The organism is Streptomyces sp. NPDC004610, from assembly GCF_040609715.1.
In the GTDB taxonomy this organism is placed as follows: Bacteria; Actinomycetota; Actinomycetes; order Streptomycetales; family Streptomycetaceae; genus Streptomyces.
Map to the genome: position 1 here is coordinate 66646 of NZ_JBEXLA010000033.1, position 22134 is coordinate 88779.

Consider the following 22134-nt stretch of genomic DNA (forward strand, 5'->3'; position numbering starts at 1 on the left):
TCGGTCGTCGCCGATTTTCGGTCACAATCCGGTCAAGCCACCGCTCCCGACGCTTACCCCGCGCCCGTCCCCTCTGACAACATCACCGGGATTCGGCCGTTCACAGGGGGCTACGGGGTGGGGTTCACGGGGGCCGTCAGATTCGTGCTGCGACGAGGGCGGGCGCACCGGCTGCTGCTCGCCGCCGCGCTGCTCACCGTCGTCCTGACCACGGCCGTGCTGGCCACGCTCGCCGCCTACTCCGGGGCCATCGGCGACGCCGCCCTGCGGCACTCCCTGCGCGAGGACCGCAACGCCGCCGACGCGGCACTGATCGTCAAGGCCAATGTGCCCGCCGACCAGCGCGAGGCCGCCGACCGCACCGTACGGGACGCTGCCCGGCGCACCTTCGACGGGCTGCCGGTGACCGTGCGCACCTTCCAGCGGTCCGGGCCGTACGCGCTGCCCGATTCGGTGCGCGCCGACGACGAGGCCGGGCAGCAGGGCGACGAGCCCGATCTCACCCACTTCGCCGCGATCGACGCCGATCTGGTGACCGTCGTCTCCGGGCGGCTGCCCGGCCCTGCCGCCTCCGCCGCCGCCGGGACGGCCGAGGTCGCCGTCCCGCAGGCCGCCGCCGAGCGGCTCGGTCTGGGACCCGGTTCCCTGCTCACCCTCACCGACCGGCTCAAGGGGCCCGACGTCCCCGTCCGGATCACCGGCGTCTACCGGCCCGCCGCGCCGACCGCCCCCTACTGGCAGCTGGACGAGCTTCAGGGGCGGGGCGTCAAGCAGGGCGGATTCACCACCTACGGGCCGCTGCTCGCCGATGAGCGGGCGGTTGCGGCGCTCAGCGCGGGGCAGTCGGGGTGGCTGGCCGCCGCGGATTTCTCCGCCCTCACCACCGAGCGGATCGACGCGCTGCGCGCCGACGCGGTGAGCGGGCCCGCCGGGCTGAGCGGCAAGGCCGAACTGAGCGGCACCACCGCCGCCACCACCCAGCTCCCCGCCGTTCTCGACCGGATCGAGCGGTCCCTCCTGGTCTCCCGGTCCACCCTGCTGATCGTCGCCCTCCAGCTCGTGCTGCTCGCCGGGTGCGCGCTGCTGCTGGTGGCCCGGCTGCTCAGCGCCGAACGCGGCGGTGAGACCCGGCTGTTGCGCGCCCGCGGCGGCTCCCGCGCCCGGATCGCCCTGCACGCGGCCCTGGAGTCGCTGGTCCTGGCCGTGCCCGCGCTGCTCCTCGCCCCGCTCCTCGCCGGACCGCTCACCCGGCTGCTGGCCGGGCAGGGCGCGCTGGACCGGATCGGACTGCGGCTGGAAGTGACCGGCGTCGGGGATCTCGGGGTGTGGCTGGTCGCGGGCGGCGCGGCACTCGGGTGCGCGCTCGCCGTCACCCTGCCCGCGCTTGCCTCGGCGGGGTTCCGCGCCGGACGGGCCCGCGCCCTGCCCGGCGCGGTACGGGCGGGCGCCGATCTGGGGCTGCTCGCGGTGGCCGCCGTCGCGTACTGGCAGTTGTCCGGGCAGGACTCCGGGGTCGTCGCCACCACCCCGGCCACCGACTCGTCCACCGTCTCCTCCGGATCCCTCGGTATCGATCCGCTGCTCGTCGCCGCGCCCGCGCTGGCGCTGCTCGCCGGGACCGTGCTCACCCTGCGGCTGCTGCCGCCGATGGCCCGGCTCGCCGAACGCCGGGCGACCTCCGGGCGGGGGCTCGCGGCGGCGCTGGCGGGCTGGCAGCTCAGCCGGCGCCCGATGCGCGGCGCCGGGCCCGTGCTGCTGCTGGTGCTCGCCATCGGGCTGGGCATGCTGGCCATCGGGCAGGGCGCCTCATGGGAGCGCTCACAGGACGACCAGGCCGACTTCCAGGCGGGCGCCCCGGTACGGGTCCTGGGCGCGGGCGAGACCGAGCCCGGCCGCGCCCTCGCCTACGGCGATCTGCCCGGCGTCGACTCCGTCGCCCCCGGCACCCGCGCCGAGCAGTCCCTGTCCGGCGGCCGGACCGCGACCGTCCTCGCCCTGGACACCTCGGCCGCCGCCGGTTCCCTGCTGCTGCGCCCCGACCTCGCCCCTGAAGCGGCCCGCCCGCTGCTCGCGCCCCTCGCCCCGAAGGAGCGCCCGGCCGGTGCCGCGATCCCCGAGGGCAGCACCGCGCTCCGGATCACCGCCTCCCTCTCCGGCGCCGAGTCCGGCACCAGCGTCGATGTCCTGGTCACCGTCCTGGACGCGAGCGGCGTCCCGTACGACCTCCCGGCCGGGACCCTGCCCGCCGACGGGCGCCCGCACCTCCTCACCGCCGACCTCACCGGCGCCGTCGGCGCGCTGACCCTGACCACCGTCGAATGGGCCTTCGGCCAGCCCATCGGACAGCCCGACCAGCACCGTTTCTCCGTACGGGACCTCGCCGCCACCGCCGCCGACGGGACCCGGCGGCCGGTGCCGCTGCCCGCGCGCTGGCAGGCACAGACCGAGGACGCCGTCGACGACCCCTCCGACGACAGCCTCCCCACCAGGGCCCGGGTGGCCCCCGGCACCCCGCCCACCGCCGCCTACAGCACCGGCTACCTCTACGACGAGTTCACCCGCGCCTCCCCGGTGACCGTGCGGCTCCAGGTCGCCCAGCCCGAACCACCGGCGCTCACCGCCCTCGCCACCGACCGCTATCTGGAGTCCACCGGCGCCCGCACCGGGCAGCGCGTGGACATCGCCCTGGGCGGCCAGACCCTCCGGGTGAAGATCGTCCGGACGGTGTCCGCACTGCCCACCACCCCCGAGGACAGCGACGGCGGCGGCCTCCTGATCGATCTGCGGGCCGTCAACCAGCAGCTCCATGTCCACCACGGGGCCGCGCTGACGCCCACCGAGTGGTGGCTCGGCACCGACGCGCCAGCGGCCGTCGCCGACGCCCTGCGCGACCAGCCCGCGCTGGATCCCTCCCAGGTCGTCGTCCGCGACGAGATCGCCGCCGGACTGCGCGACGACCCGTTCGGCGCCGGGCCCGAGGCCGCGTTCACCGCGGCGGCGGGGGTGGCGGCGGCGCTGGCCGCGGTCGGGTTCGCGGTGAGCGCGGCCGGGTCGCTGCGGGAGCGGGACGCCGAATTCGCGGTCCTGCGGGCGCTGGGGGCGCCCCGGCGCCGACTGGCCCGGACGATCGCCGCCGAGCAGGGGGTGCTGGTGGGGCTCGCGCTGCTGGTGGGGACGGTCCTGGGGATCGTCCTGACCCGGACCGTGCTGCCGCTGATCGTCCTGACCTCCCGCGCCACCCGGCCGGTCCCGGAGGTCCTGGTCCAGCTCCCGCCGGGCCGGGTCGCCGTCCTGCTCGCCGCGGTGGCGCTGGCACCGCTGCTGGTGACGGCGGCACTCGCGCTACGGCGCACGGATCCGGTGGCCGCACTGCGGGAACAGGGGGGCGGGGAGTGATGGGCGTGGGGTTCGGGTCGGGGAGCGGTGAGGGGTCCCGTGAGGGGTCCGGGGCCGGTGAGGGTGCCGGTGAGAGGGCCCCTGAGGGGTCGGGGGCCCGTGCGGGGGCCGGTGAGGGGTCGGGGGCCCGGGTGCGGGCCGGTGAAGGGTCTGGGGCCCGGGAGGGGGCCGGTGAGGGGTCGGGGGCCCGGGTGCGGGCCGGTGAGGGGTCCGGGGCCCGGGTGCGGGCCGGTGAAGGGTCCGGGGCCCGGGTGCGGGCCGGTGAAGGGTCCGGGGCCCGGGTGCGGGGCGGGGCCCGGGTGCGGGGCGGGGCCCGGGTGCGGGTCGCCGCGCCCTGGGTGCGGACCCGGCTGCGGGCCGCGCCCGGCGCCGCCTGGTCGCTCGCGGTGCTGGTGCTGCTGGTCGCGGGGCTCGCGGCGGCCTTTCCGCGCGCCCTGGACCGGTACCAGGACGACGGGCTGCGCGACGCCGTCGCCGGCGCCGGGGGCGACCGGTCCACCGTCCAGATCTACGCGCCCGACCCGGACTCCGGCCTTCCGCCCGCCCAGCGGGAGGCGGCGCTGCGGCCCGAGACCCTGGGCGGGCAGTACGCGAAGGTCATGGCGACCGCCGAGGCCCCCTTCGTCCCCGATCCCCGGCAATCGGCGTACGGGGTGCGGACCACCGTGCCGCTGGAGGTGCCCGAGCCGTGGATCCCGCAGCCGAGCGGGCTGCCCGCCCGGGTCGTCCTGGCCGCGCAGAGCGGGCTGGCCGACCACACCACCCTCACGGCGGGGCGGCTGCCCCGGGTCACCGCGCCACCGGTCACCGCGGGCACGCCCGAGGTGGAGGCCGCGGTCAGCGCCGCGACCGCGAAGGAGTTCAACATCCGGCCCGGCGCGGTCATCCATGTGCCCGGCGCCGGACGCGACCCGCTCGCCGTCCGCGTCACCGGCGTCTTCACACCCCGCGCCGCCGAGCGCCCCTACTGGTCGACCGACCCGCTCCTGCACACCCCGGCCCGGATCCGCGTCCCCGACGACCCCAGCGGCAGCACCTACTGGCTGGGCGCCCTGCTGCTCGCCCCCGAGGCCGCCCCGGCGACCCTCGGCACCGCCGGTGTCCCCTCCCGGTACTGGCATCTGGCGCCCACCGTCTCCCGGCTGCACGCCCATGAGCTGCCCCGGCTGCGCTCCGCCGTCGCCGCCCTGGAGTCCGGCCCGGGGCTCAGCGCGGCCCGCAACGCCACCGACCAGCGCACCCAGGTGGTGACCGAACTCGATCACCTCCTGAACGGCTACGACCGGCTGCGCTCCGGCCTCGCCCCGCTGATCGCCGTCGCCGCCGTCGGCACCGGCACGGTCGCCGCCGTCGTCCTGCTGATGGCGGGCGGCCTCGCCGCCGACCGGCGCCGCAGCGAACTCGCCCTGCTGCGCGCCCGCGGCGCCTCCCTGCCCGGTCTCGCCGGGCGGCTGCTCCGGGAGACGGCCGTCGTCGCCCTGCCCGCCGGGGCCCTCGCCCTGGGCGCCGCGCTGCTGCTGATCCCGGCGGGCCGTACCACGCCCGCGCTGCTCGCCGCCCTCACCGCCACCGCCGTCGCCGCCCTCGCCCTCCCGCTGCGCGCCGCCGCCGCCCACCGCCGTGTCCGCGCCCACGACACCCGCACCGACCTCACCGCGCTCCGGCCCTCCCGGCGCCGTACGGTCGCCGAGCTGACCCTCGTCGTGCTCGCCGCCGGGGCGGTCGTCACCCTGCGCGGCCGGGGCGGCGACGGCGATCAACTGGCCTCGGCGGCACCGGTGCTGGTCGCGGTGATCGCCGCGCTCGTCCTGGTCCGGCTCTATCCGCTGCCGCTGCGGCTGCTGGCCCGCCCCGCCGCCCGGCTGCGCGGCATGCTCGGGCATCTCTCGCTGGCCCGCGCCGGACGCGGGTCCGCCTCCGCCGTCCTGCCGCTGCTGGCCCTCTCCCTCGCGCTGACCACCGCCGCGTTCGGCGGCTCGGTGACGGCCGGGGTGCAGGAGGCCCGGGACCGGGCGGCACTGCTCGCCATCGGCGCCGACGCCCGCATCGAGGCGACCGTACCCCTGCCCGACGGGCTGCCCGACCGGATCCGCGAGGCCCCCGGGGTGGCCTCCACGACCGTGCTGAGCGTCGACTACCAGGCCCGCCCGCACGCCGCCACCCAGTCGGTCCCGTTCGCCGCCGTGGACGTCTCCCCCTACGCCGCGCTCGCCGACCGCAGCCGGCTCGGCGCCTTCGGCGCGGACGAGATCCGCCGCCCGACCGCCGCCCGCGATCCGCTGCCCGCCCTGGCCTCGCCGGTCGTCGCCGAGATGTACGGCACCCGGCCCTTCCCGGTGCGGCTCGGCGACGGCACCATGGTCGACGTCCGGATCGCGCTGGTCCGCGACTCCACCCCGGCCGTCTCCGGCACCGAGTTCCTCGTCGTGGACCGCGCCGGGCTGGACCGTGCCGCCGCCCGGCCGACGGCGGTCCTGGTCACCGGCGCCGGGGTCGACGGGGACGCGCTGCGCGCCGCCGCCAAGGGCGGTCCCGCCCATGTCCAGTTGCGCGCCGAGGAACGCGACCGGTTCGTCGACTCCCCCCTCCAGTCCGGGGTCGAACGCCTCTACACCGCCGCCGTGCTGTCCGGCGCCGGGCTCGCCGCGCTCGCCCTGCTGCTGGCGCTGCTGCGGGCCGCCCCCGAACGCACCGCGCTGCTCGCCCGGCTGCGCACCATGGGCCTGACCCGCGCCGAGGGACGCCGGCTGCTGATCCTGGAGTCCCTGCCGCAGGCCGCGCTGGCGGCGCTCGGCGGGGTCCTCACCGGCTGGGCGACCATCCAGGTCCTCGCCCCCGGTCTGGACCTGACCTCCCTCGCCCTGCCCCCGAACGAGGTGGTCACCGTCCCGCCCGAGCTGCGCGCCGACCCCGTCTCCCTGGCCGCACCCGCCATCGGCGTCCTGCTGCTGACACTGGCCGTCGCGGCGGCACAGGCGTGGTGGACGGGACGGCGGGGGGCGGTACGGGAGTTGCGGGCGGGGGATGCGCGGTGAGACATCCTGCCGAGGCCCGGGGGCGAGCGACCCCGACGGCAGCCGACCTCGACGGCGGCCGACCTCGACGGCGGCCAACCCCGACGGCGGCCAACCCCGACAGCAGCCGACCTCGACGGCACCCCGCCGACGGACCCGCCCTCACGCACCCCGCCCACGGACCCGCCTTCACGCACCCCGCCTTGAGCACGCCCAGCCCGCACGCACCCAGCCCGCACGCACCCCGCCCTCACGCACCCCAGCCCTCACCGACCTCGGAGCCCCATGACGACCGAACAACAACAGCCCACCCTCACGGACCTCGCGGCCCGCGTCACCGCCGCCCGGGACTCCCCCGCCTTCGGCCATGACGCCCTGATCACCTGTGACCGGCTGGTCCGGATCTTCACCACCGACGGGGTGGAGGTGCAGGCCCTCCAGGGGCTCGACCTGCTCGTCCGCAAGGGCGAGTTGATGGCTTTGGTGGGCGCCTCCGGCAGCGGCAAGTCCACCCTGATGAACATCCTCGCCGGGCTGGACACCCCCACCGCCGGGGCCGCGCGGGTGTCCGGCCGCGATCTGCTGTCCATGACCGCCAAGGACCGCCTCGCCTACCGCCGGGATGTCGTCGGCTTCGTCTGGCAGCAGACCTCCCGCAATCTGCTCCCCTATCTGACCGCCGCCCAGAACGTCACCCTGCCCATGCAGCTCTCCGGCGCCCGCGCGCGCCGCCGCGACCGGACCGAACGGGCGCTGCAGCTGCTGGAGCTGCTCCAGGTCGCCGACTGCCGGGACCGGCGCCCGCACCAGATGTCCGGCGGCCAGCAGCAGCGCTGCGCCATCGCCGTCGCCCTCGCCAATGACCCCGATGTCCTGCTCGCCGACGAACCCACCGGCGAACTCGACTCCCACACCGCCGAGCAGGTCTTCGGCGCCTTCCGCGACGCCAATGAGCAGCTCGGCACGACCATCGTGATCGTCACCCACGACCAGGCCGTGGCGAACGAGGTGCGCCGCACGGTCGCCATCCGTGACGGGCGGACCTCCACGGAGGTGCTCCGGCGCAGCGAGATCGACGCGGCGACCGGCCAGGAGACGGTCGTGGCCCGCGAGTACGCGATGCTGGACCGGGCCGGACGCCTCCAGCTCCCCGCCGACTACACCGCCGCCCTCGGCATGCGCGACCGGGTGGCGCTGGAACTGGAGCAGGACCATATCGCCGTCCGTCCCGACGACAGCGGACGCCCCGACCGAGGGGACTGACGGGACCCAGGGCCCGAGGGGCAGAGGGGCAGAGGGGACCCGGAGCTGAGGGGACTGGCGGGATCTGCGCGAGCCCCCGCCCGGAGGGGTCAGCGGACGCTGAGGCCGAAGGTGCCCGCTGCCGCGCCCACCTGCCGTACCGCCACCGAGCCGTACGCCGTCCGTAGCCGCAGCCAGGTGCCGGAGACGAAGAGGGCCGTGTCGCCGGACGCGCCGGGGCGCAGGAAACCGAGGGACTGGGCGGCGTGCACCGCGCGGACCGGGAGGCCGGTGTCACCGACCGTGCGGGACCAGATCTCCCGGCCGATCCGGTCGAGCTCGGCCCGGATCCGCCGCTCCGGGGCGAGTTCCTGGGTGCGTGCCTTGAACTCGGCGACCGCCGCCCGCACCAGGGCGAGCAGCGCCTCGGGCCCCGGCAGCCCGGGTTCGGGACGCCAGCCGCCGCGCGGGGGGAGGACCCCGGCCCAGGGCGGACCGGTGACGGACCGCGGCACGGTCGCCGTCGCCGCCGCCTCGTCCACGGACTCCAGCAGCTCCCCCGCGGACACCGTCACATCCAGCGTGCTGTCCAGCCCGTTCTCATACGGTTTGGCCAGCCGGACCGCGCGGATCGCCAGCACCTCGAAGGAGGGCGGGCGGCCGAAGACGGCGAGGGTCGTGCCGCCCGACTGGACGCGGACGGCGGCGGCGCGGTCGTAGTGGAGCAGCCGGGAGAGGAAGGCCGCGAGATCCGCCGCCTCCCCCTCGTCGGCGAGGTGGAGCACCGTCATGCCGCGACGGCCTCTTCCGCGTCGTCCCGGTAGCCCTCCAGGAACTCGCGTTCCTCGGTGGTGATCCGGCGCGGGCGCTGCGCCTCGAAGTCGTAGGGCACGATGACCGTCGAGGCGCGGACGTAGAGCACGTCCCCGTCCTTCACCTCGTAGGTGAGGGTGAAGGACGCGGCGCGGATCTGGGTGACCCACAGCTCGATGTCCACCGGGGTGTGGCGGTGGACGAGCTGGCGTTTGTAGTCGATCTCATGGCGTGCCACCACCGAGCCCTGCTGGAAGTCCTTGTCCGGGCGGAACAGGAAGTCGATACGGGCCTCCTCCAGATAGCGGAGGAAGACCACGTTGTTGACGTGGCCGTACGCGTCCATGTCCGCCCAGCGCAGCGGGCAGCGGTAGAGGTGCCGCAAGATCGATCAGCCCCGGGTCAGCTTCTTGTAGGTGGCGCGGTGCGGCCGGGCCGCGTCCGCGCCGAGCCGCTCGACCTTGTTCTTCTCGTACGACTCGAAGTTGCCCTCGAACCAGAACCACTTGGACTCGCCCTCGTAGGCGAGGATGTGGGTGGCGACCCGGTCCAGGAACCAGCGGTCGTGGGAGACGACGACGGCGCAGCCGGGGAACTCCAGCAGCGCGTTCTCCAGCGAGGAGAGCGTCTCCACATCCAGGTCGTTGGTCGGCTCGTCCAGGAGCAGCAGATTGCCGCCCTGCTTGAGGGTGAGCGCCAGGTTGAGGCGGTTGCGCTCGCCGCCGGAGAGGACCCCGGCCGCCTTCTGCTGGTCCGGGCCCTTGAAGCCGAACGCCGAGACATAGGCGCGGGACGGCATCTCGACCTGGCCGACGTTGATGTAGTCCAGCTCGTCCGAGACCACGGCCCACAGGGACTTCTTGGGGTCGATGTTCTCGCGGCTCTGGTCGACGTAGGAGATCTTGACCGTGTCGCCGACCTTGATGGTGCCGGAGTCGGGCTGCTCGAAGCCCTGGATCATCTTGAACAGCGTGGTCTTGCCGGCGCCGTTCGGGCCGATCACGCCCACGATGCCGTTGCGCGGGAGGGTGAAGGAGAGGTCGTCGATGAGGACCTTGTCGCCGAACGCCTTGCTGAGGTGCTCGACCTCCACGACGACACTGCCCAGACGCGGGCCCGGCGGGATCTGGATCTCCTCGAAGTCCAGCTTCCGCATCTTGTCGGCCTCGGCGGCCATCTCCTCGTAGCGGGCGAGGCGGGCCTTGGACTTGGCCTGGCGGCCCTTGGCGTTGGAGCGGACCCACTCCAGCTCGTCCTTGAGGCGCTTCTGCCGCTTGGCGTCCTTCTGGCCCTCGACCTTGAGGCGGGCCGCCTTGGTCTCCAGGTACTTGGAGTAGTTGCCCTCGTAGCCGTGCAGCCGGCCGCGGTCGACCTCGCAGATCCAGCCCGCCACATTGTCCAGGAAGTACCGGTCGTGGGTGACGGCGACGATGGTGCCCTTGTACTTGGCCAGATGCTGCTCCAGCCAGTTCACGGACTCGGCGTCGAGGTGGTTCGTGGGCTCGTCCAGGAGCAGCAGGTCGGGCGACTCCAGGAGCAGCTTGCACAGCGCGACCCGGCGGCGCTCACCACCGGAGAGGGTGGTGACGGGCCAGTCGCCGGGCGGGCAGCCCAGGGCGTCCATGGCCTGCTCCAGCTGGGCGTCCAGATCCCACGCCTCGGCGTGGTCCAGCTCCTCCTGGAGCTTGCCCATCTCCTCCATCAGGGCGTCGGTGTACTCGGTCGCCATCTGTTCGGCGATCTCGTTGAACCGGTCCAGCTTGCCCTTGATCTCGGCGACGCCCTCCTGGACGTTCTCCAGGACGGTCTTGTCCTCCGTCAGGGGCGGCTCCTGGAGGAGGATGCCGACCGTGTACCCGGGGGTGAGGAACGCGTCACCGTTCGAGGGCTGCTCCAGCCCCGCCATGATCTTCAGTACGGTCGACTTGCCGGCGCCGTTCGGGCCGACGACGCCGATCTTGGCACCTGGAAGGAAGCTCTGGGTGACGTCGTCGAGGATCACCTTGTCGCCGTGCGCTTTGCGCGCCTTGCGCATGGTGTAAATGTACTCAGCCAAGAGAAACCGTCCGGCAGCTTGAAATCTGGCAGTGGGCAGATACACCCCATCTTGCCCGACGGCCACCCCCTGATGAAAACCCGTTCCGATGACCGGCGCTGACCTGCGGGTTTCGGGCGGGTACGGGCGGTACGGGGGTGGGGGCAGGGGGAAGGGGGGACGAGAGGGGCGGGCGGTCAGTCCTGGTGGGCGGGCTTCTTCTCGCGGTCGCGGAGCACGATGAGGGCCGTGCCGCCGATCATCACCAGACCGATCGCGATGCCGCCGATCAGCGGGGCGGCGCCGGAGGAACCGGTCGCGGCCAGGTTCAGCTCCTCGGAGGTGCCGCCGACGGTCGCCGGGCTGGGCTCGCTGAGGATCTGGGTGTTCACGCCGCCGGTGTCGGTGCTCTGGGTCAGGCAGTCCAGGACCCCGCTGAAGCGCCGCTCCACGCCACCGGGACCGGTGATCGTGAAGTCGTACGCCTGGTCCTCCAGGAGCGGGACGGTCACCGTGCGGGTGGCGGCGGCCGGGATGGTGTGCACGACGCCGAGGAGTTCGAAGACGAAGGGCTCCTCGCCCGCGTTGACTCCGGTGATGTCGACGCCGCCCTCGGCGCAGTTCTCCCGCGCGGACAGGGCCGGTATCGGGCCGCTCGCCGCCCAGGTCGCGGAGGCACCGGCGGTGACCGAGGACTCGCTGGACCCGGCGAGGATCTGGGTCTGGCTGCGGCTCTCGGAGGCGAAGGCGCGGCCCACCGGGACGGTCGTCGAGGCGTGCACGGTCAGCTCCGCCGTGCCGTCCGGGGCGTCGGCGGGCACATCGAAGTAGAGCCGGGTGCCATCGGCGGCGGTGGTGACGGGCTCGCCCTCCTCGTCGACGATCCGCACCCCGGAGGTGGCGGCGTCGGCGGGCGGGGCGACCGTCACACTCCCGGCGTTCGTCCGCACCGTGACCGGGCCGAGCGGCGTGCCCGGCGCCCCGGAGACGGCGGGCGGCTCCAGGGTCAGCGAGGCGCTGGGCTCGGCGGTGGAGCGGGCGCTGCGCTCCAGGTGGTCGGCGAGCCGCTCGGCCTGCGGGTCGAGCGCCTCGACCCGCACGCCCTTGCCTGCGTCGGAGTACCGCCAGATCGCCACCTGGGTCCCGGCCGCCGCGTCCTGCTCGGTGAGGCCGGAGCCGAGGCCCGCCTTGCGGGCGAGTTCCGCGAGATCGTTGACCTGGGGGTAGGAGTTCTGGAGGATCCAGCGGATCTTCCCGGCGTTCTTGTTCGCGCCGAGCGAGGTGCCGCTCCAGGGGGTCTCGTGGTACTTGGCGTCCTGCTGCGTCGGGTTGAGCAGATCGACGCAGTACGTCTGGAGCATGCCGCCGCCCTCGACGGACATCTCGAACAGCCCGGCGGAGATCCGGTGGTCGCCGTCCTCGTCATGGATGACCGCGTCGCCGTACGTCTTGAGCGCGCCCACCGTGGCGACCGCGCCACCCTGGCCCGCCGCCGGGGTCCCGTCCGCGGCGGCCGGACCGGCGGCGCCGAGCACGCCGACGGCCATGACCCCGCCCACCAGCGAGGCAGCGGCGGCCCGGCGGACCGGACCGCGTCCCCGCACGGTGGACAGGAGCGGCACGCAGAACGAAGAAAACACGGAACTCCCCTTCGAGCAGGACCCATTGATGTGGGGGGTGTGGTCCCACCAGCAGCATCAGCAGCCCCTGGAGCTATGTTCGGCATCCTAAGGACGAGAACGAACCGCGCTTCCCAGTGATCTCCACGGGCAACCGATCCGACTCGGAATCGTTATCGCCGGCGCGCACTTGAACTGGGCTTATCGACAAATCCCCAGGGGTGTTCAGAGCCTAATCCTGGGTGTATTCGCCGATAAGCCGTGATTCATTTCAGTGCGGTGCGGATGGTGGCATTACGTGACGGCGACGGGTTCGGGCGTGGAGTCGAGGATGGACTCGGGCGGGGAGTCGAGCATGGAATCGGGGGTGGAATCGGTTGTGCTCTTGTCGCCGGGCTCGTCGTTGGTCCTCTCGCTGGGCTCGTCGTCGGTCTTCTGGGTGGCCGGGTCCGTGGGTGCCGTCGTCGCCGCCTCCGACGGTGGTGTCTCCCAGTCCGGCTCGGGGCGGGCCGGGTCCGTCGTCGTGACCGCCGGTTCCGGTCGGGCCGCGCGGCGGAACGCGGAGGTGCCGCGCGCCAGATCGTGTCCGATGGCCGTCGCGTCGATGTCCGCCGAGGTCCAGCTCTGCCCCTCGCGGACATCGCTGCGCACCTTCAACCGGCCCTGCACGATCACCGGATCGCCCACGCCCAGCGACGCGCCCACGTTCGTGGCGAGCTGGCGGTTGGCCCACACCGTGAAGAAGTTGGTGTGCCCGTCGGCCCAGGTCCGCTTCTCCCGGTCGAAGTAGCGCGAGGTCACGGCCAGCCGGAAACGGGCCGACGGTCCGGCCGCCAGCTCCCGGTAGACCGGCTGCGTCGCCACATTCCCCACCGCGCACACCAGCGTCTCGTTCATGGTCCTCTTCCCTTTCCCTTCCGGGTACGCCGAAGGGTCCGTCCCGTACGGCGGTGTCTGTCCCGGGCGTTCGCCGTCGGGGCGAGCGCCGTGCGATCAGACTGCCGCCGCGGACCGACATCCCGCCGGGGCCTGTGGACGGCTCCGGGACCTGTGGAAAACCTCGCCACCCGAAGGGGAAGTTCCGGATCAGCCGGCGATACCGGCGCGGTCGAGCCGCGGGTCCAGGGCGTGGGCCGTGCGCCAGGCGTGGTCGCGGTGGCCGTGTGCGGCGGCGTACTCGACGATCGCGCGCAGGGTGCGGCGTTCGGCGCGCAGCCAGTTCGCGGCCTGGCGGCGGTCGCCGAACCGCAGCGGGGCACTGCCCGGCACCGGCGGGGGCAGCGGGAACGCCTGCCGTGGCGGCGGGCCGAGAACGGCCGCGGCGTGGTGGGAGGTGTGCAGACAGTGGTCCAGCAACCGGGCCGTGGCGGCGGCGCGTTCGGGCGGGGTGTCCTGCTCGGCGGCGCGTTCCAGGGCGTAGAGGCGGATCAGGCGGTGCAGGGCGAAGCGGCCGGGGGCCGTCTCGTGGAGCAGACCGGAGCCGGTGAGTTCGGCCAGCCGGGCGCGGACCCGGGGGCCCGGCAGGGCGGCCAGGGCGACGGCCGCCGCGAGGCCGAGGTCCGGGCCGGGGTGCTGGGCGAGCCGGCGCAGCAGCGTGGCGGCCTCGGGGGACAGCGCGCGGTAGGACCAGGAGAAGGCGGTGCCGGTGCCGGCGTCGGAGCCGGTGTCCGGTCCGGTGAAGGCGTCGAGGCCGCCGTGGCAGGTCCTCAGTTCGGCGGCGAGATGGGCGAGCCGGAAGCCGGGGTGGTGGGCGGCGCGCGCGGCCACGTCGGCGAGGGCGAGCGGCAGCCGGGCGCAGAGTTCGACGATGGTGTCGGCGGCGTCCGGTTCGGCGGTGACGCGGGCGCGGCCGAGGCGCCGGGCCAGCATCTCGCGGGAGTCGGCGGCGGTGAGGGGCGCCAGCGCGAGCGGGCAGGCCCCGTACCGGGCGACCAGCCCGCTGAACGGAGACCGCCCGGTGACGACGACCAGGCAGCCGGTGGCACCGGGCAGCAGGGGCTGCACCTGGGCGAGGTCGCGGGCGTTGTCCAGCACGATCAGGACGCGGCGCTCCGCCAGGACACCTCGGTAGAGGGCGGCGCGGGCGTCGAGCCCGGCGGGCACGGCGGACGGGGCGACGCCGAGCGCGGCGAGGAACGCCTCCAGAACCTCGCCGGGTTCCCGGGGGCCGCCGCCGGGGCCGTGACCGGGGCCGTGGCCGCGCAGGTCGACATGGAGGCTCCCGCCGGGAAAGCGGTGGGCGACGCGATGGGCCCAGTGCAGGGCGAGCGCGGTCTTGCCGACGCCGGGCATGCCGTTGATCACGGCGATGGTCATGGGGGGTGAGGCGGGGAACGGGCTCCCCGTGGGGGGCGGTGCCGGACCGGCGCCCAGGAGCAGCGCCGTGAGATGGCCGAGTTCGGTACGGCGGCCCGTGAACGTGGGGAGGTCGGCGGGCAGTTGCGAGGGGCGTACCGCGGTGGGGCGGCGCGGGGCGGGGGCCGGGCGGAGTCCGGGGTCGCCGGAGAGGATGCGGGCGTGCAGCGCGCGTAAGGGCGGGCCGGGTTCGATGCCGAGTTCGTCGACCAGATGGCGGCGGGTGCGGGCGTACGCCTCCAGGGCCTCGGCCTGGCGACCGCAGCGGTAGAGGGCCAGCAGCAGCAGTTCGCAGAGGGCTTCGCGGCGCGGGTGGGTGTCGCGCAGGGTGAGCAGTTCGGCGACGACGGCCTGGTGGCGGCCCCGTTCCAGTTCCAGGCGCAGCCGCAGTTCCAGGATGCCGAGCCGGCGCTCGGCGAGATCGGCGCGCAGGGCGGCGGCGTACGGGCCCGGTACGCCGGCCAGCGCGGGGTTCTCCCAGGTGTCCAGGGCGGAGCGCAGCAGGGCGAGGGAACGCTCCCGTCGCCCTTCGGTCCAGTCGCGCCGGGCACGGGCCACGGCCGCCTCGCAGTCGGCGAGGTCGGTGGCGAGCGGGTCGGTGCGCAGGGCGTAGCCGTCGCCGAGGGAGGTCAGCAGGGCGGGCGGTTGCCCGGCGGGGCGGACGGGTTCCAGCAGCTTGCGCAGCCGCGAGACGTAGGTCCGCAGGACGGAGACGGCGCCTTGGGGCGGTTCGGTGCCCCAGACTCCTTCGACGAGATCGGACACGCCGACCGCGCGGCCTCCGCGCATGAGGAGCATGGCGAGGACGGCCCGCTGTTGGGGGGAGCCGAGGGGGAGTTCGGTGGTGCCGCGGTGGGCGGTGAGGGGGCCCAGGAGGGAGAAGCGGAGGGGTTCCGTTCCGGCTCCGCGTGCATGCCGGTTTCCGTTCCCGGTTCCGGCTCCCTCGCCGTCCCCGCTTCCCGCTTCGCTTTCCTCGTTCTCCGGCGCTTCCACCACGACCCGGGACAGTAGCGGGCGACCGTTCGAGCGTCAGTTTGACGAACCATTTCACGCCAGGCGGTGGGGAGGGGCGGGCGGAGGTGATCGCGAGTGCGATGACAAGGGCATCTTGGGCTGTTCAGAGCGGCTGGTTCGATATCACTTCAGCAAACTTCGCGAACGCCCGGCGTGTAGATAAGTCTGGACCAATCCCGATGCGACGCGTCTCCTCCGGAGTCGTCGCGTGACTCATTCGTCCTGGGGCGCCGCCGGTCGTTCGTAGGACTCCAACGCCTCCAGGACGTCCTGCACGCGGTCGATCTCGACCTTGACCTCTTCCCGGCGGCGGAGCACCTTCTCCAGTTCGCGGGTGCCTTCCTCGACCGTGCGCCTGGCCTCCTGGACCGCCTCGGCCTTGATGTCCTCGGCCTCTCTGATCATCGTGAGCCGCTTGTCGTCGACCTCCCTCAGAAGCGTTTCCGCCCTTCTCACGGCGGCCATACGGAGCTTGCTCGCCTCACTGTTGGCCACCGTGACGATCTCCTCGGCCTTCGCCTGGGCCTCGGCGAGGTACTCGTCGCCGGCGAGCCGGACGGCTTCCTCGCGGGAAGGCCGGAGGGAGTCCTCGGCCCGCCGCGGTTCGTCCGCGTCGGCCTTGGCCCTCACCAGCAGTTCCTCGGCGGTCTCGGCCGCCTCCTCGATCAGCTGGACCGCCGCTTTGCGGGCCTCGGCGCGGATCTTCTCGGCCTCGGCGACCGCCTCGTCCCGCCATCGGTCTGCCTCCTCGCGCCGGTCGGCGCTGTACCTCACTGTCGACCGCCAGATCTGCCACGCCCTCTCCAGGATTCCTCCGGCGAGCGGGTCGGTGTGCCCGGGTTGGAGGAGGTCCAGGGGGCTCTCGTCGGGCAGCGTGACCACATGGTCCACCAACAGCGTGCTCAACGCGGCGTGTACGGCGGCGGCATCCGCGGGGCGGTCTTCGGGCCGTTTCGCGAGCAGGTTCATGATGAGGTCGCTCAGTGGGCGAGGAAGGGCGGGATTCCGGTCGATCGGCGCCACGGGAGTCTTGTCCGCCTGCATACGGAGGACCGCGAGCGGATTGGTGGCGGTGAAGGGAGGCTCGCCGATCACCGCGTGGTGGAGAAGGCAGCCCAGGGAGTAGAGATCACTGCGGTGATCGACCTCCCGATCGCCCTCGGCCTGTTCCGGGGACATATAGGGCGGCGAGCCGATCAGAGCACCCGCGACGGTGAGTCCGTGGACGCTCATGGTGTCGCCCATGAACTTGGCGACACCGAAGTCGAGGACCTTGATCAGACCGTCGGGGGTGAGTATGACGTTGGCGGGCTTGATGTCCCGGTGGATCACGCCCCGGCCGTGCGCGATGTGGAGCGCCTGGGCGATCTGCCCGGCCCACCCGACCGCGACCGGCCAAGGGGGCGGCTCGGTCTCCGCCAGTCGCCGATGGAGGGAGACGCCGGGGACGAGTTCCATCACGACGTACAGGGTCCGGCGTCCGCCGACCAGTTCCTCGCCCCAGTCGTGCACGGTGACGATGTTCTGATGGGAGAGCCGCCCCGCGAGCTGTACCTCCCGCTGGAACCTGGCCTGGGTCTCGCTCTCGTCCAGGCGCAGTGTCTGGACGAGTTTGACAGCCACCTTGCGCCGCATGCGTTCGTCCTGGGCCGACCACACCTCGCCCATACCGCCGGAACCGACACGCTCGCTGATGCGGAACCGCTCAGCGAGCAGTACGCCCTGCACCCGTTCCCTCCATCACCGGGAGTGGGCCACCGTCGTACGGCAGCCTGTCCATGAAGTCCCTCAGTAGTGTTCCCTGTCGGCGGGCGGTTCAGGTTCCGTACGAGTCGCCCGAACTGCCGTATGAGCCGCCCGCCAGTCGGCGCAGGCGCCGGACCTCTTCCTCGATGCGGTGGGCGACGCCCTCGGCGCCTGTCGTACCGTCCAGCCCGCTGTGCATCAGTTGGGCGGCGAGGCCGGTGAAGTAGTGCGCCACGGTGAGGAGATGGCCGTCGGGGTCGACGAACCCGGCGTGCGCGAGCAGGCCGTTGGCGTCGTCCAGCACTCGTTCGACCTGGCCGCGGATCTCGTCGCTGACATCGGGCGGCAGCCCCACTGCGCGGCTCAGCCGGCCGAGGACGGAATGGCAGGAACGGACGAGTTCACGTTGCAGTTGGACGGCACGGGTGACCGTGGTGGCCCCCGAGGCGGCGGGACTGATGTTGCCCGTGACGATGCGGGTGCCCGCCGAGGACGGCTCGTAGGGGCGCAGATCGATCGCGGTGGTCGCCCCGAGCGCCTCCCGGAAGCACGGGTGGACGACGAACTGCGTCTCGTGCGGCTGCGCGGGGAGGTCGTCGCCGCCGACGAACACCACGTCGTTCCCGCGCCGGACCCCGAGGAAGCCCACCCCGTACAGGACGTCGATGACGCCGGCGGGGGTCAGCGCGTCGGCGTACGCGGGGAACAGCCGGTGGAGCGTCTCGGCCGCCGCCTCGAAGCGGGTGGCGAGGGCGGCCCGGGTGACCCGGTATCCGGTGTTCTGGAACAGGGGGAAGAGGCGCTTGAGGAAGGGATGCGCGACCAGATACTCCAGGGCCAGATCGTTGAGCTTCCACGCGGAGAACTGCCGGCCCGCCTGGAGGACGTCCTCCTCGGTGATCCGGTCCCGGCCGTTGATCAGCCAGGCCGTCTCCTGGCAGAGGTTGAGGAACTGGATGGCGTCCCGGGGCCGTGGCAGACAGCGGCGGAAGAGATAGGTCGCGGGTTCCTCACCCCGTACGTTCTCCGCGAAGATCTCCTGCCAGAGTTCCGCCTCCCCGAGTCCGGCGCCGAGGGAAGCCCGCGCGCGGGCCAGCGCGAGGTCCCGAAGGGACTGCTCCGTCCAGGCGATCCGCAGTTCGTCGCCGTGGAACTTGTCGCCCTCGCCGAACGACAGCGAGTCGTAGATGTCCGAGCGGAGAAACAGCAGCAGCCGTACCGATCGGCCGTAGAGACCCGCGGCGTGCTTCGCCGCCAGCAGCAGCCCGATCACCATCGAGTTGCTGTCGGGTTCGGCCGACCACACCTGCTCCAGCTGGTCCACCATCAGCAGCAGCGGGCTGTGGGTGCCGTCGCAGCCCAGGTCGGCGAGGGCCTGCGTCACGCCCTGCTCGACGACGTCGAGCTGCCGGGCGGCTCGCGCGCCCTCCGAGGGCGACTGCGCCAGATCCACGCCCGCTTTGACGCCGAACGCCTCCAGGGAGAGGGAGGTTTGCAGGCCCCTGGTTCCCTGCGCCAGCCGGTCCCCCAGCCGGCCGTCGGACAGTTCGTCGTTCTGCTTCAGGAAGCGGGCGAGCGCCTTGATCGAGCCGGGCCTGCCGCCGTGCGCCTCCTTGGCGTGGGACACCAGGTAGCGGGCCGCGTGCACGGCGAAGACGTACCGCCAGATCAGCGCCTTGGCCGTGTCCCCGGGCAGTCCCTGCAACTCGAATCGCCGGATCTCCTCACCGGCTGTCTCGTCCGGCGTGATGAGGATCTTCCCGTCGGGGTGCACGCCGTCTGCCAGCAGCTGCATGCAGATCGCGCTCTTCCCGGCACCCTTCCGCCCGATGATCAGCATCTTCCGCCCGCTGATCGCCCCGCGGTAGGCGGCCGTCGGCAAGAACGCCCCGCGTAACAGCAGCCCGTCGTTCACATCCCGTTCGGCGTCCTCGCGCCCGAAATACAGCTCCGCGAGTCGCGGCCCGTCAGCCATTCCGTTCCCCCCGATGTCATCCCGCCGATCCGCACGGGTTGCAGGGATCACCGTATCCATCAACGGGGGTCGGGACAGGGCGAGCTTCGGATCCGGGCGGCGGAGAGGGGCCCGGGGGCACACGGGAGGGGGCGGCCATGCGCGGAAAGGTGACTCCGGCGGGCGTCGGCCCGGACAGCGCAAATGCGGAGAGCCGTTCTCCGGTTGGCGTGAAGGGGGCGGAGGATGCGGTCCCAGCCGCGAAAACGTCACCGCCGTCACGCGACAGCAATGGCGCCCCCGGCAGGACTCGAACCTGCGGCCAAGCGCTTAGAAGGCACTTATTCTGACGTTGCCTCTACCGCCCTGACCTGGCATTTTATAGATCAGTGACGCATCGTCAGCCGTTTTGGGGGACGCAAGTGGGACGATCTTGCTCGCCTGCTGGTGGTGGGATCATGGAGGGAGAGTCCGTAGCTGGTCCGTCGGTGGAAAGCGTCATCGCAAGACGTTCCAGACGTTCGCGCCGGCCGACGGTTTCCGAGCGGAGCTGGTGACCGCGACGCACGCCGGAGAGCCGTTCAACATGTCGACCGGTTTGCCGGACCGGCATGAGCCGAAAGCTTCCTCGGCCGGGTGGTACGACTTCGCCGTCCAGTTCACGGACGCCCAGTGGCCGCGTGTGTCGGCGAATCACCGGAAGAACACGGCGCGCACGCTGATGATCGTCACCACTGCGCTGATGGAGCGGGATCCACCGGGCGTCCCTTCCCGCCGGGTGCGTACGGCCCTGAGCGATTGGGCTTTCAATACCAAACGCCGCGGCGAGGCCCCGGATGACGTGGTCGCGGTGCTCGGCTGGGTGCGACGGCACACTCCGACCATGGACGCCTGGACCGATCCGCTCATCGTCCAGGATGTGCTGCTGGTACTGGGGACGCTGCTGGACGGGAGACGGGCCGCCGCTTCGTCCGTGAAACGGCATCGACGGGTCCCGCATCTGCTGATGAGGTATGCGATCGTCCGCGGCATTCTGCCGGCCGACCCTGTTCCCGAGTCGCGGAACCTCACGCAGCGGTCTGCCAGTGCGATCGACCGACGCCGTCTGCTGAACGAGCGGCAGGCTGCGCAGCTGCTCGACTGGATCCGCCGCCAGCCGCGCAGCGGGCAAAGACTGCAAGCATTCTTCGCCACGTTGTACTTCACGGGGCTACGTCCGGAAGAAGCGGTCGCGCTGCGTGTCTCGGACCTTGTCCTGCCTGCCTCAGGGGTAGGGCGGTGGGCCGACATTGTGGTCCGCACTGCCGAGCCTGAGATCGGGCGCACGTGGACCGACGGTGGAACCCGGCACGATCAGCGACGTCTGAAAGCCAGAGCAGAGGGTGAAACGCGCGTAGTGCCGTGCCCTCCGACCTTGTCCACGCTCTTGCGGGCGCGTATTCGGGAGGCGAGCCTGCTTCCCGACGATCGACTCGTTCCCGGGGAACGCGGCGGAGTTCTCGCCGGTTCCGTCTACCGCCGTATGTGGGATCACGCCCGCAGGGCAACCCTGCCACCTCACGTGTACGCGTCACTGGCAGGACAACGCGTGTACGACCTTCGGCACACCAGGCTGACGATGTGGCTGAACAACGGCATTCCGCCTGCTCAGGTGGCTGAGTGGGCCGGCACCAGCGTTGCCATGCTGTTCGCCACGTACGCGCAGTGCATCAGTGGTCAAGAGCAGGATCTGCGGCAGCGACTCGACGAGATGCCGGACGCCTCGGCCACTCTGATCGCGTCATCGCCGTTGAAGGTCACCGCTCCCGCCGATAGGGGTCCGTGTACGGCTCCATGGACTGGCGGACCTCGTCCCGGACCGGGCCCATGAGGGGCCCGGGGGCGTAGTGGCGGGCGCGGGCCTTTCCGTGGGGGACGAGCCAGCCGCGGGCGACGAGCTCCCGGATGTCGCGGATGGCTTGCTGGTCGCTGAGGTCGGCGTCCTGCTGGTAGACGGTGCGGCGCACCTTCGCGTCGGAGAAGGCGGGCAGCAGGGCATAGACCACCCGCTCGTCCAGACCGGTGGCCTCGACGCCTTCGACCAGACGGGTCCAGGCCCGCGACATGACGTCGAAGCGGCGCTGGGCCTGCTGGGCCTGGCGGTGGTGGGCGGTCAGGCAGAACCGGATCCAGGGGCGGGTGTCACGTTCGGGGCTGCAGTGCGGTCCGCCCACATCCTCCAGGATCTGGTAGTAGGCGTAGGTGTTCTGTCCCCGGCCGAGCCATTCCTCGATGGAGGAGAATTCGGGCGGCATCAGGGCCTCGCGGGAGAACACCAGGGTGGACAGGGCGCGGGACATGCGCCCGTTGCCGTCTTTCCACGGATGGATCTTGACGAGGTTGAGGTGGGCCATGGAGGCGCGGACATGGACGGGTGTGTCGAGGTCGCCCTCGTTGAGCCAGTCGATGAACTCCGCCATCAGAGCCGGAACGTCCGCTTGGTCCGGTGCGGTGTAGGCCGGGACGAGAGGGTCGTCGGGGCTGGTGACGTAGACGGGTCCGTCGCGCCAGCGGCCGGGGCGTTTGTCGAGGTGGTGGCCCTGCAGCATGAAGTGCAGGCCGTTGAGCAGGCCGGCGTCGTAGCGGAAGTCGTCTCCGGCGTCGGCGAGGGCCTGGATGTAGGTCATGCCGCGCTGGTAGCCCTCCAGCTCGGCACGCGTCTTCGCTCCGGTCTCCAGGGGTTCCTCGCCCGACATGAGGGCTTCCACGTCGTCGACCGTCGCGGCGTACCCCTCGATGGTGTTGGATCCGGCGATGGCGCGGGCGGTCAGATTGCGGCGTAGCTGGCGGGTCCAGCGCGGGGTGGCGCGGAGCATGTGGCGCAGGGAGCGGCGCATGGTTTCGATCTCGTCGAGGGCGCGCTGGTCGTGGGTGTCTAGGGCGGGAGTGGCGTACAGCATGACTTAA

The 22134-nt window shown here is 72.8% G+C and carries 13 protein-coding genes; 4 read left to right on the forward strand and 9 right to left on the reverse strand.

The window, feature by feature from the left end; all coding sequences use genetic code 11:
• Nucleotides 1-144: 144 nt before the first annotated feature.
• The 3 genes from ABZX40_RS30760 to ABZX40_RS30770 all read left to right on the forward strand — a co-directional run bounded on the left by ABZX40_RS30760 (nt 145) and on the right by ABZX40_RS30770 (nt 7673).
• Nucleotides 145-3396 (forward strand): ABC transporter permease, encoded by a 3252-nt coding sequence (locus tag ABZX40_RS30760; RefSeq protein ID WP_355744887.1) that lies wholly within the window; start codon nt 145-147, stop codon nt 3394-3396.
• Between the two features lie 281 nt (nt 3397-3677).
• Complete coding sequence (locus ABZX40_RS30765; protein ID WP_355744890.1) at nt 3678-6431, forward strand: FtsX-like permease family protein; 2754 nt, start codon at nt 3678-3680, stop codon at nt 6429-6431.
• A gap of 264 nt (nt 6432-6695) precedes the next feature.
• Nucleotides 6696-7673 (forward strand): ABC transporter ATP-binding protein, encoded by a 978-nt coding sequence (locus ABZX40_RS30770; RefSeq protein WP_355744893.1) that lies wholly within the window; start codon nt 6696-6698, stop codon nt 7671-7673.
• Between the two features lie 89 nt (nt 7674-7762).
• Here the strand turns inward: ABZX40_RS30770 and ABZX40_RS30775 are convergent, their stop codons facing one another.
• The 8 genes from ABZX40_RS30775 to ABZX40_RS30810 all read right to left on the reverse strand — a co-directional run bounded on the left by ABZX40_RS30775 (nt 7763) and on the right by ABZX40_RS30810 (nt 19209).
• On the reverse strand, nt 7763-8443 hold the full coding sequence (locus ABZX40_RS30775; RefSeq protein WP_355744896.1) for a hypothetical protein: 681 nt from the start codon (nt 8441-8443) through the stop codon (nt 7763-7765).
• The gene (locus ABZX40_RS30780) at nt 8440-8850 is read right to left on the reverse strand and encodes a thioesterase family protein (RefSeq protein ID WP_355744899.1); all 411 of its coding nucleotides are present in this window, start codon (nt 8848-8850) and stop codon (nt 8440-8442) included. The genes ABZX40_RS30775 and ABZX40_RS30780 overlap by 4 nt, the downstream gene beginning before the upstream one ends.
• Nucleotides 8851-8856: 6 nt before the next feature.
• Nucleotides 8857-10521, reverse strand: coding sequence for an energy-dependent translational throttle protein EttA (gene ettA, locus ABZX40_RS30785; protein ID WP_355744902.1), 1665 nt, complete (start codon nt 10519-10521; stop codon nt 8857-8859).
• Nucleotides 10522-10697: 176 nt separating this feature from the next.
• The gene (locus ABZX40_RS30790; protein ID WP_355745012.1) at nt 10698-12047 is read right to left on the reverse strand and encodes a Cys-Gln thioester bond-forming surface protein; all 1350 of its coding nucleotides are present in this window, start codon (nt 12045-12047) and stop codon (nt 10698-10700) included.
• A gap of 366 nt (nt 12048-12413) precedes the next feature.
• Nucleotides 12414-13016 (reverse strand): single-stranded DNA-binding protein, encoded by a 603-nt coding sequence (locus tag ABZX40_RS30795; protein WP_355744905.1) that lies wholly within the window; start codon nt 13014-13016, stop codon nt 12414-12416.
• Between the two features lie 189 nt (nt 13017-13205).
• Nucleotides 13206-15470 (reverse strand): BTAD domain-containing putative transcriptional regulator, encoded by a 2265-nt coding sequence (locus ABZX40_RS30800; protein WP_355744907.1) that lies wholly within the window; start codon nt 15468-15470, stop codon nt 13206-13208.
• Between the two features lie 231 nt (nt 15471-15701).
• Complete coding sequence (locus ABZX40_RS30805) at nt 15702-17216, reverse strand: protein kinase (protein ID WP_355744910.1); 1515 nt, start codon at nt 17214-17216, stop codon at nt 15702-15704.
• Nucleotides 17217-17304: 88 nt separating this feature from the next.
• Nucleotides 17305-19209 (reverse strand): hypothetical protein, encoded by a 1905-nt coding sequence (locus ABZX40_RS30810; RefSeq protein ID WP_355744913.1) that lies wholly within the window; start codon nt 19207-19209, stop codon nt 17305-17307.
• Between the two features lie 532 nt (nt 19210-19741).
• Here ABZX40_RS30810 and ABZX40_RS30815 point away from each other — a divergent pair.
• Nucleotides 19742-21058 (forward strand): tyrosine-type recombinase/integrase, encoded by a 1317-nt coding sequence (locus ABZX40_RS30815; RefSeq protein ID WP_355744916.1) that lies wholly within the window; start codon nt 19742-19744, stop codon nt 21056-21058.
• Here ABZX40_RS30815 and ABZX40_RS30820 read toward each other — a convergent pair.
• Nucleotides 20985-22127, reverse strand: coding sequence for a Fic family protein (locus tag ABZX40_RS30820; protein ID WP_355744919.1), 1143 nt, complete (start codon nt 22125-22127; stop codon nt 20985-20987). The two genes, ABZX40_RS30815 and ABZX40_RS30820, sit on opposite strands and share 74 nt — an antisense overlap.
• Nucleotides 22128-22134 lie beyond the last annotated feature (7 nt).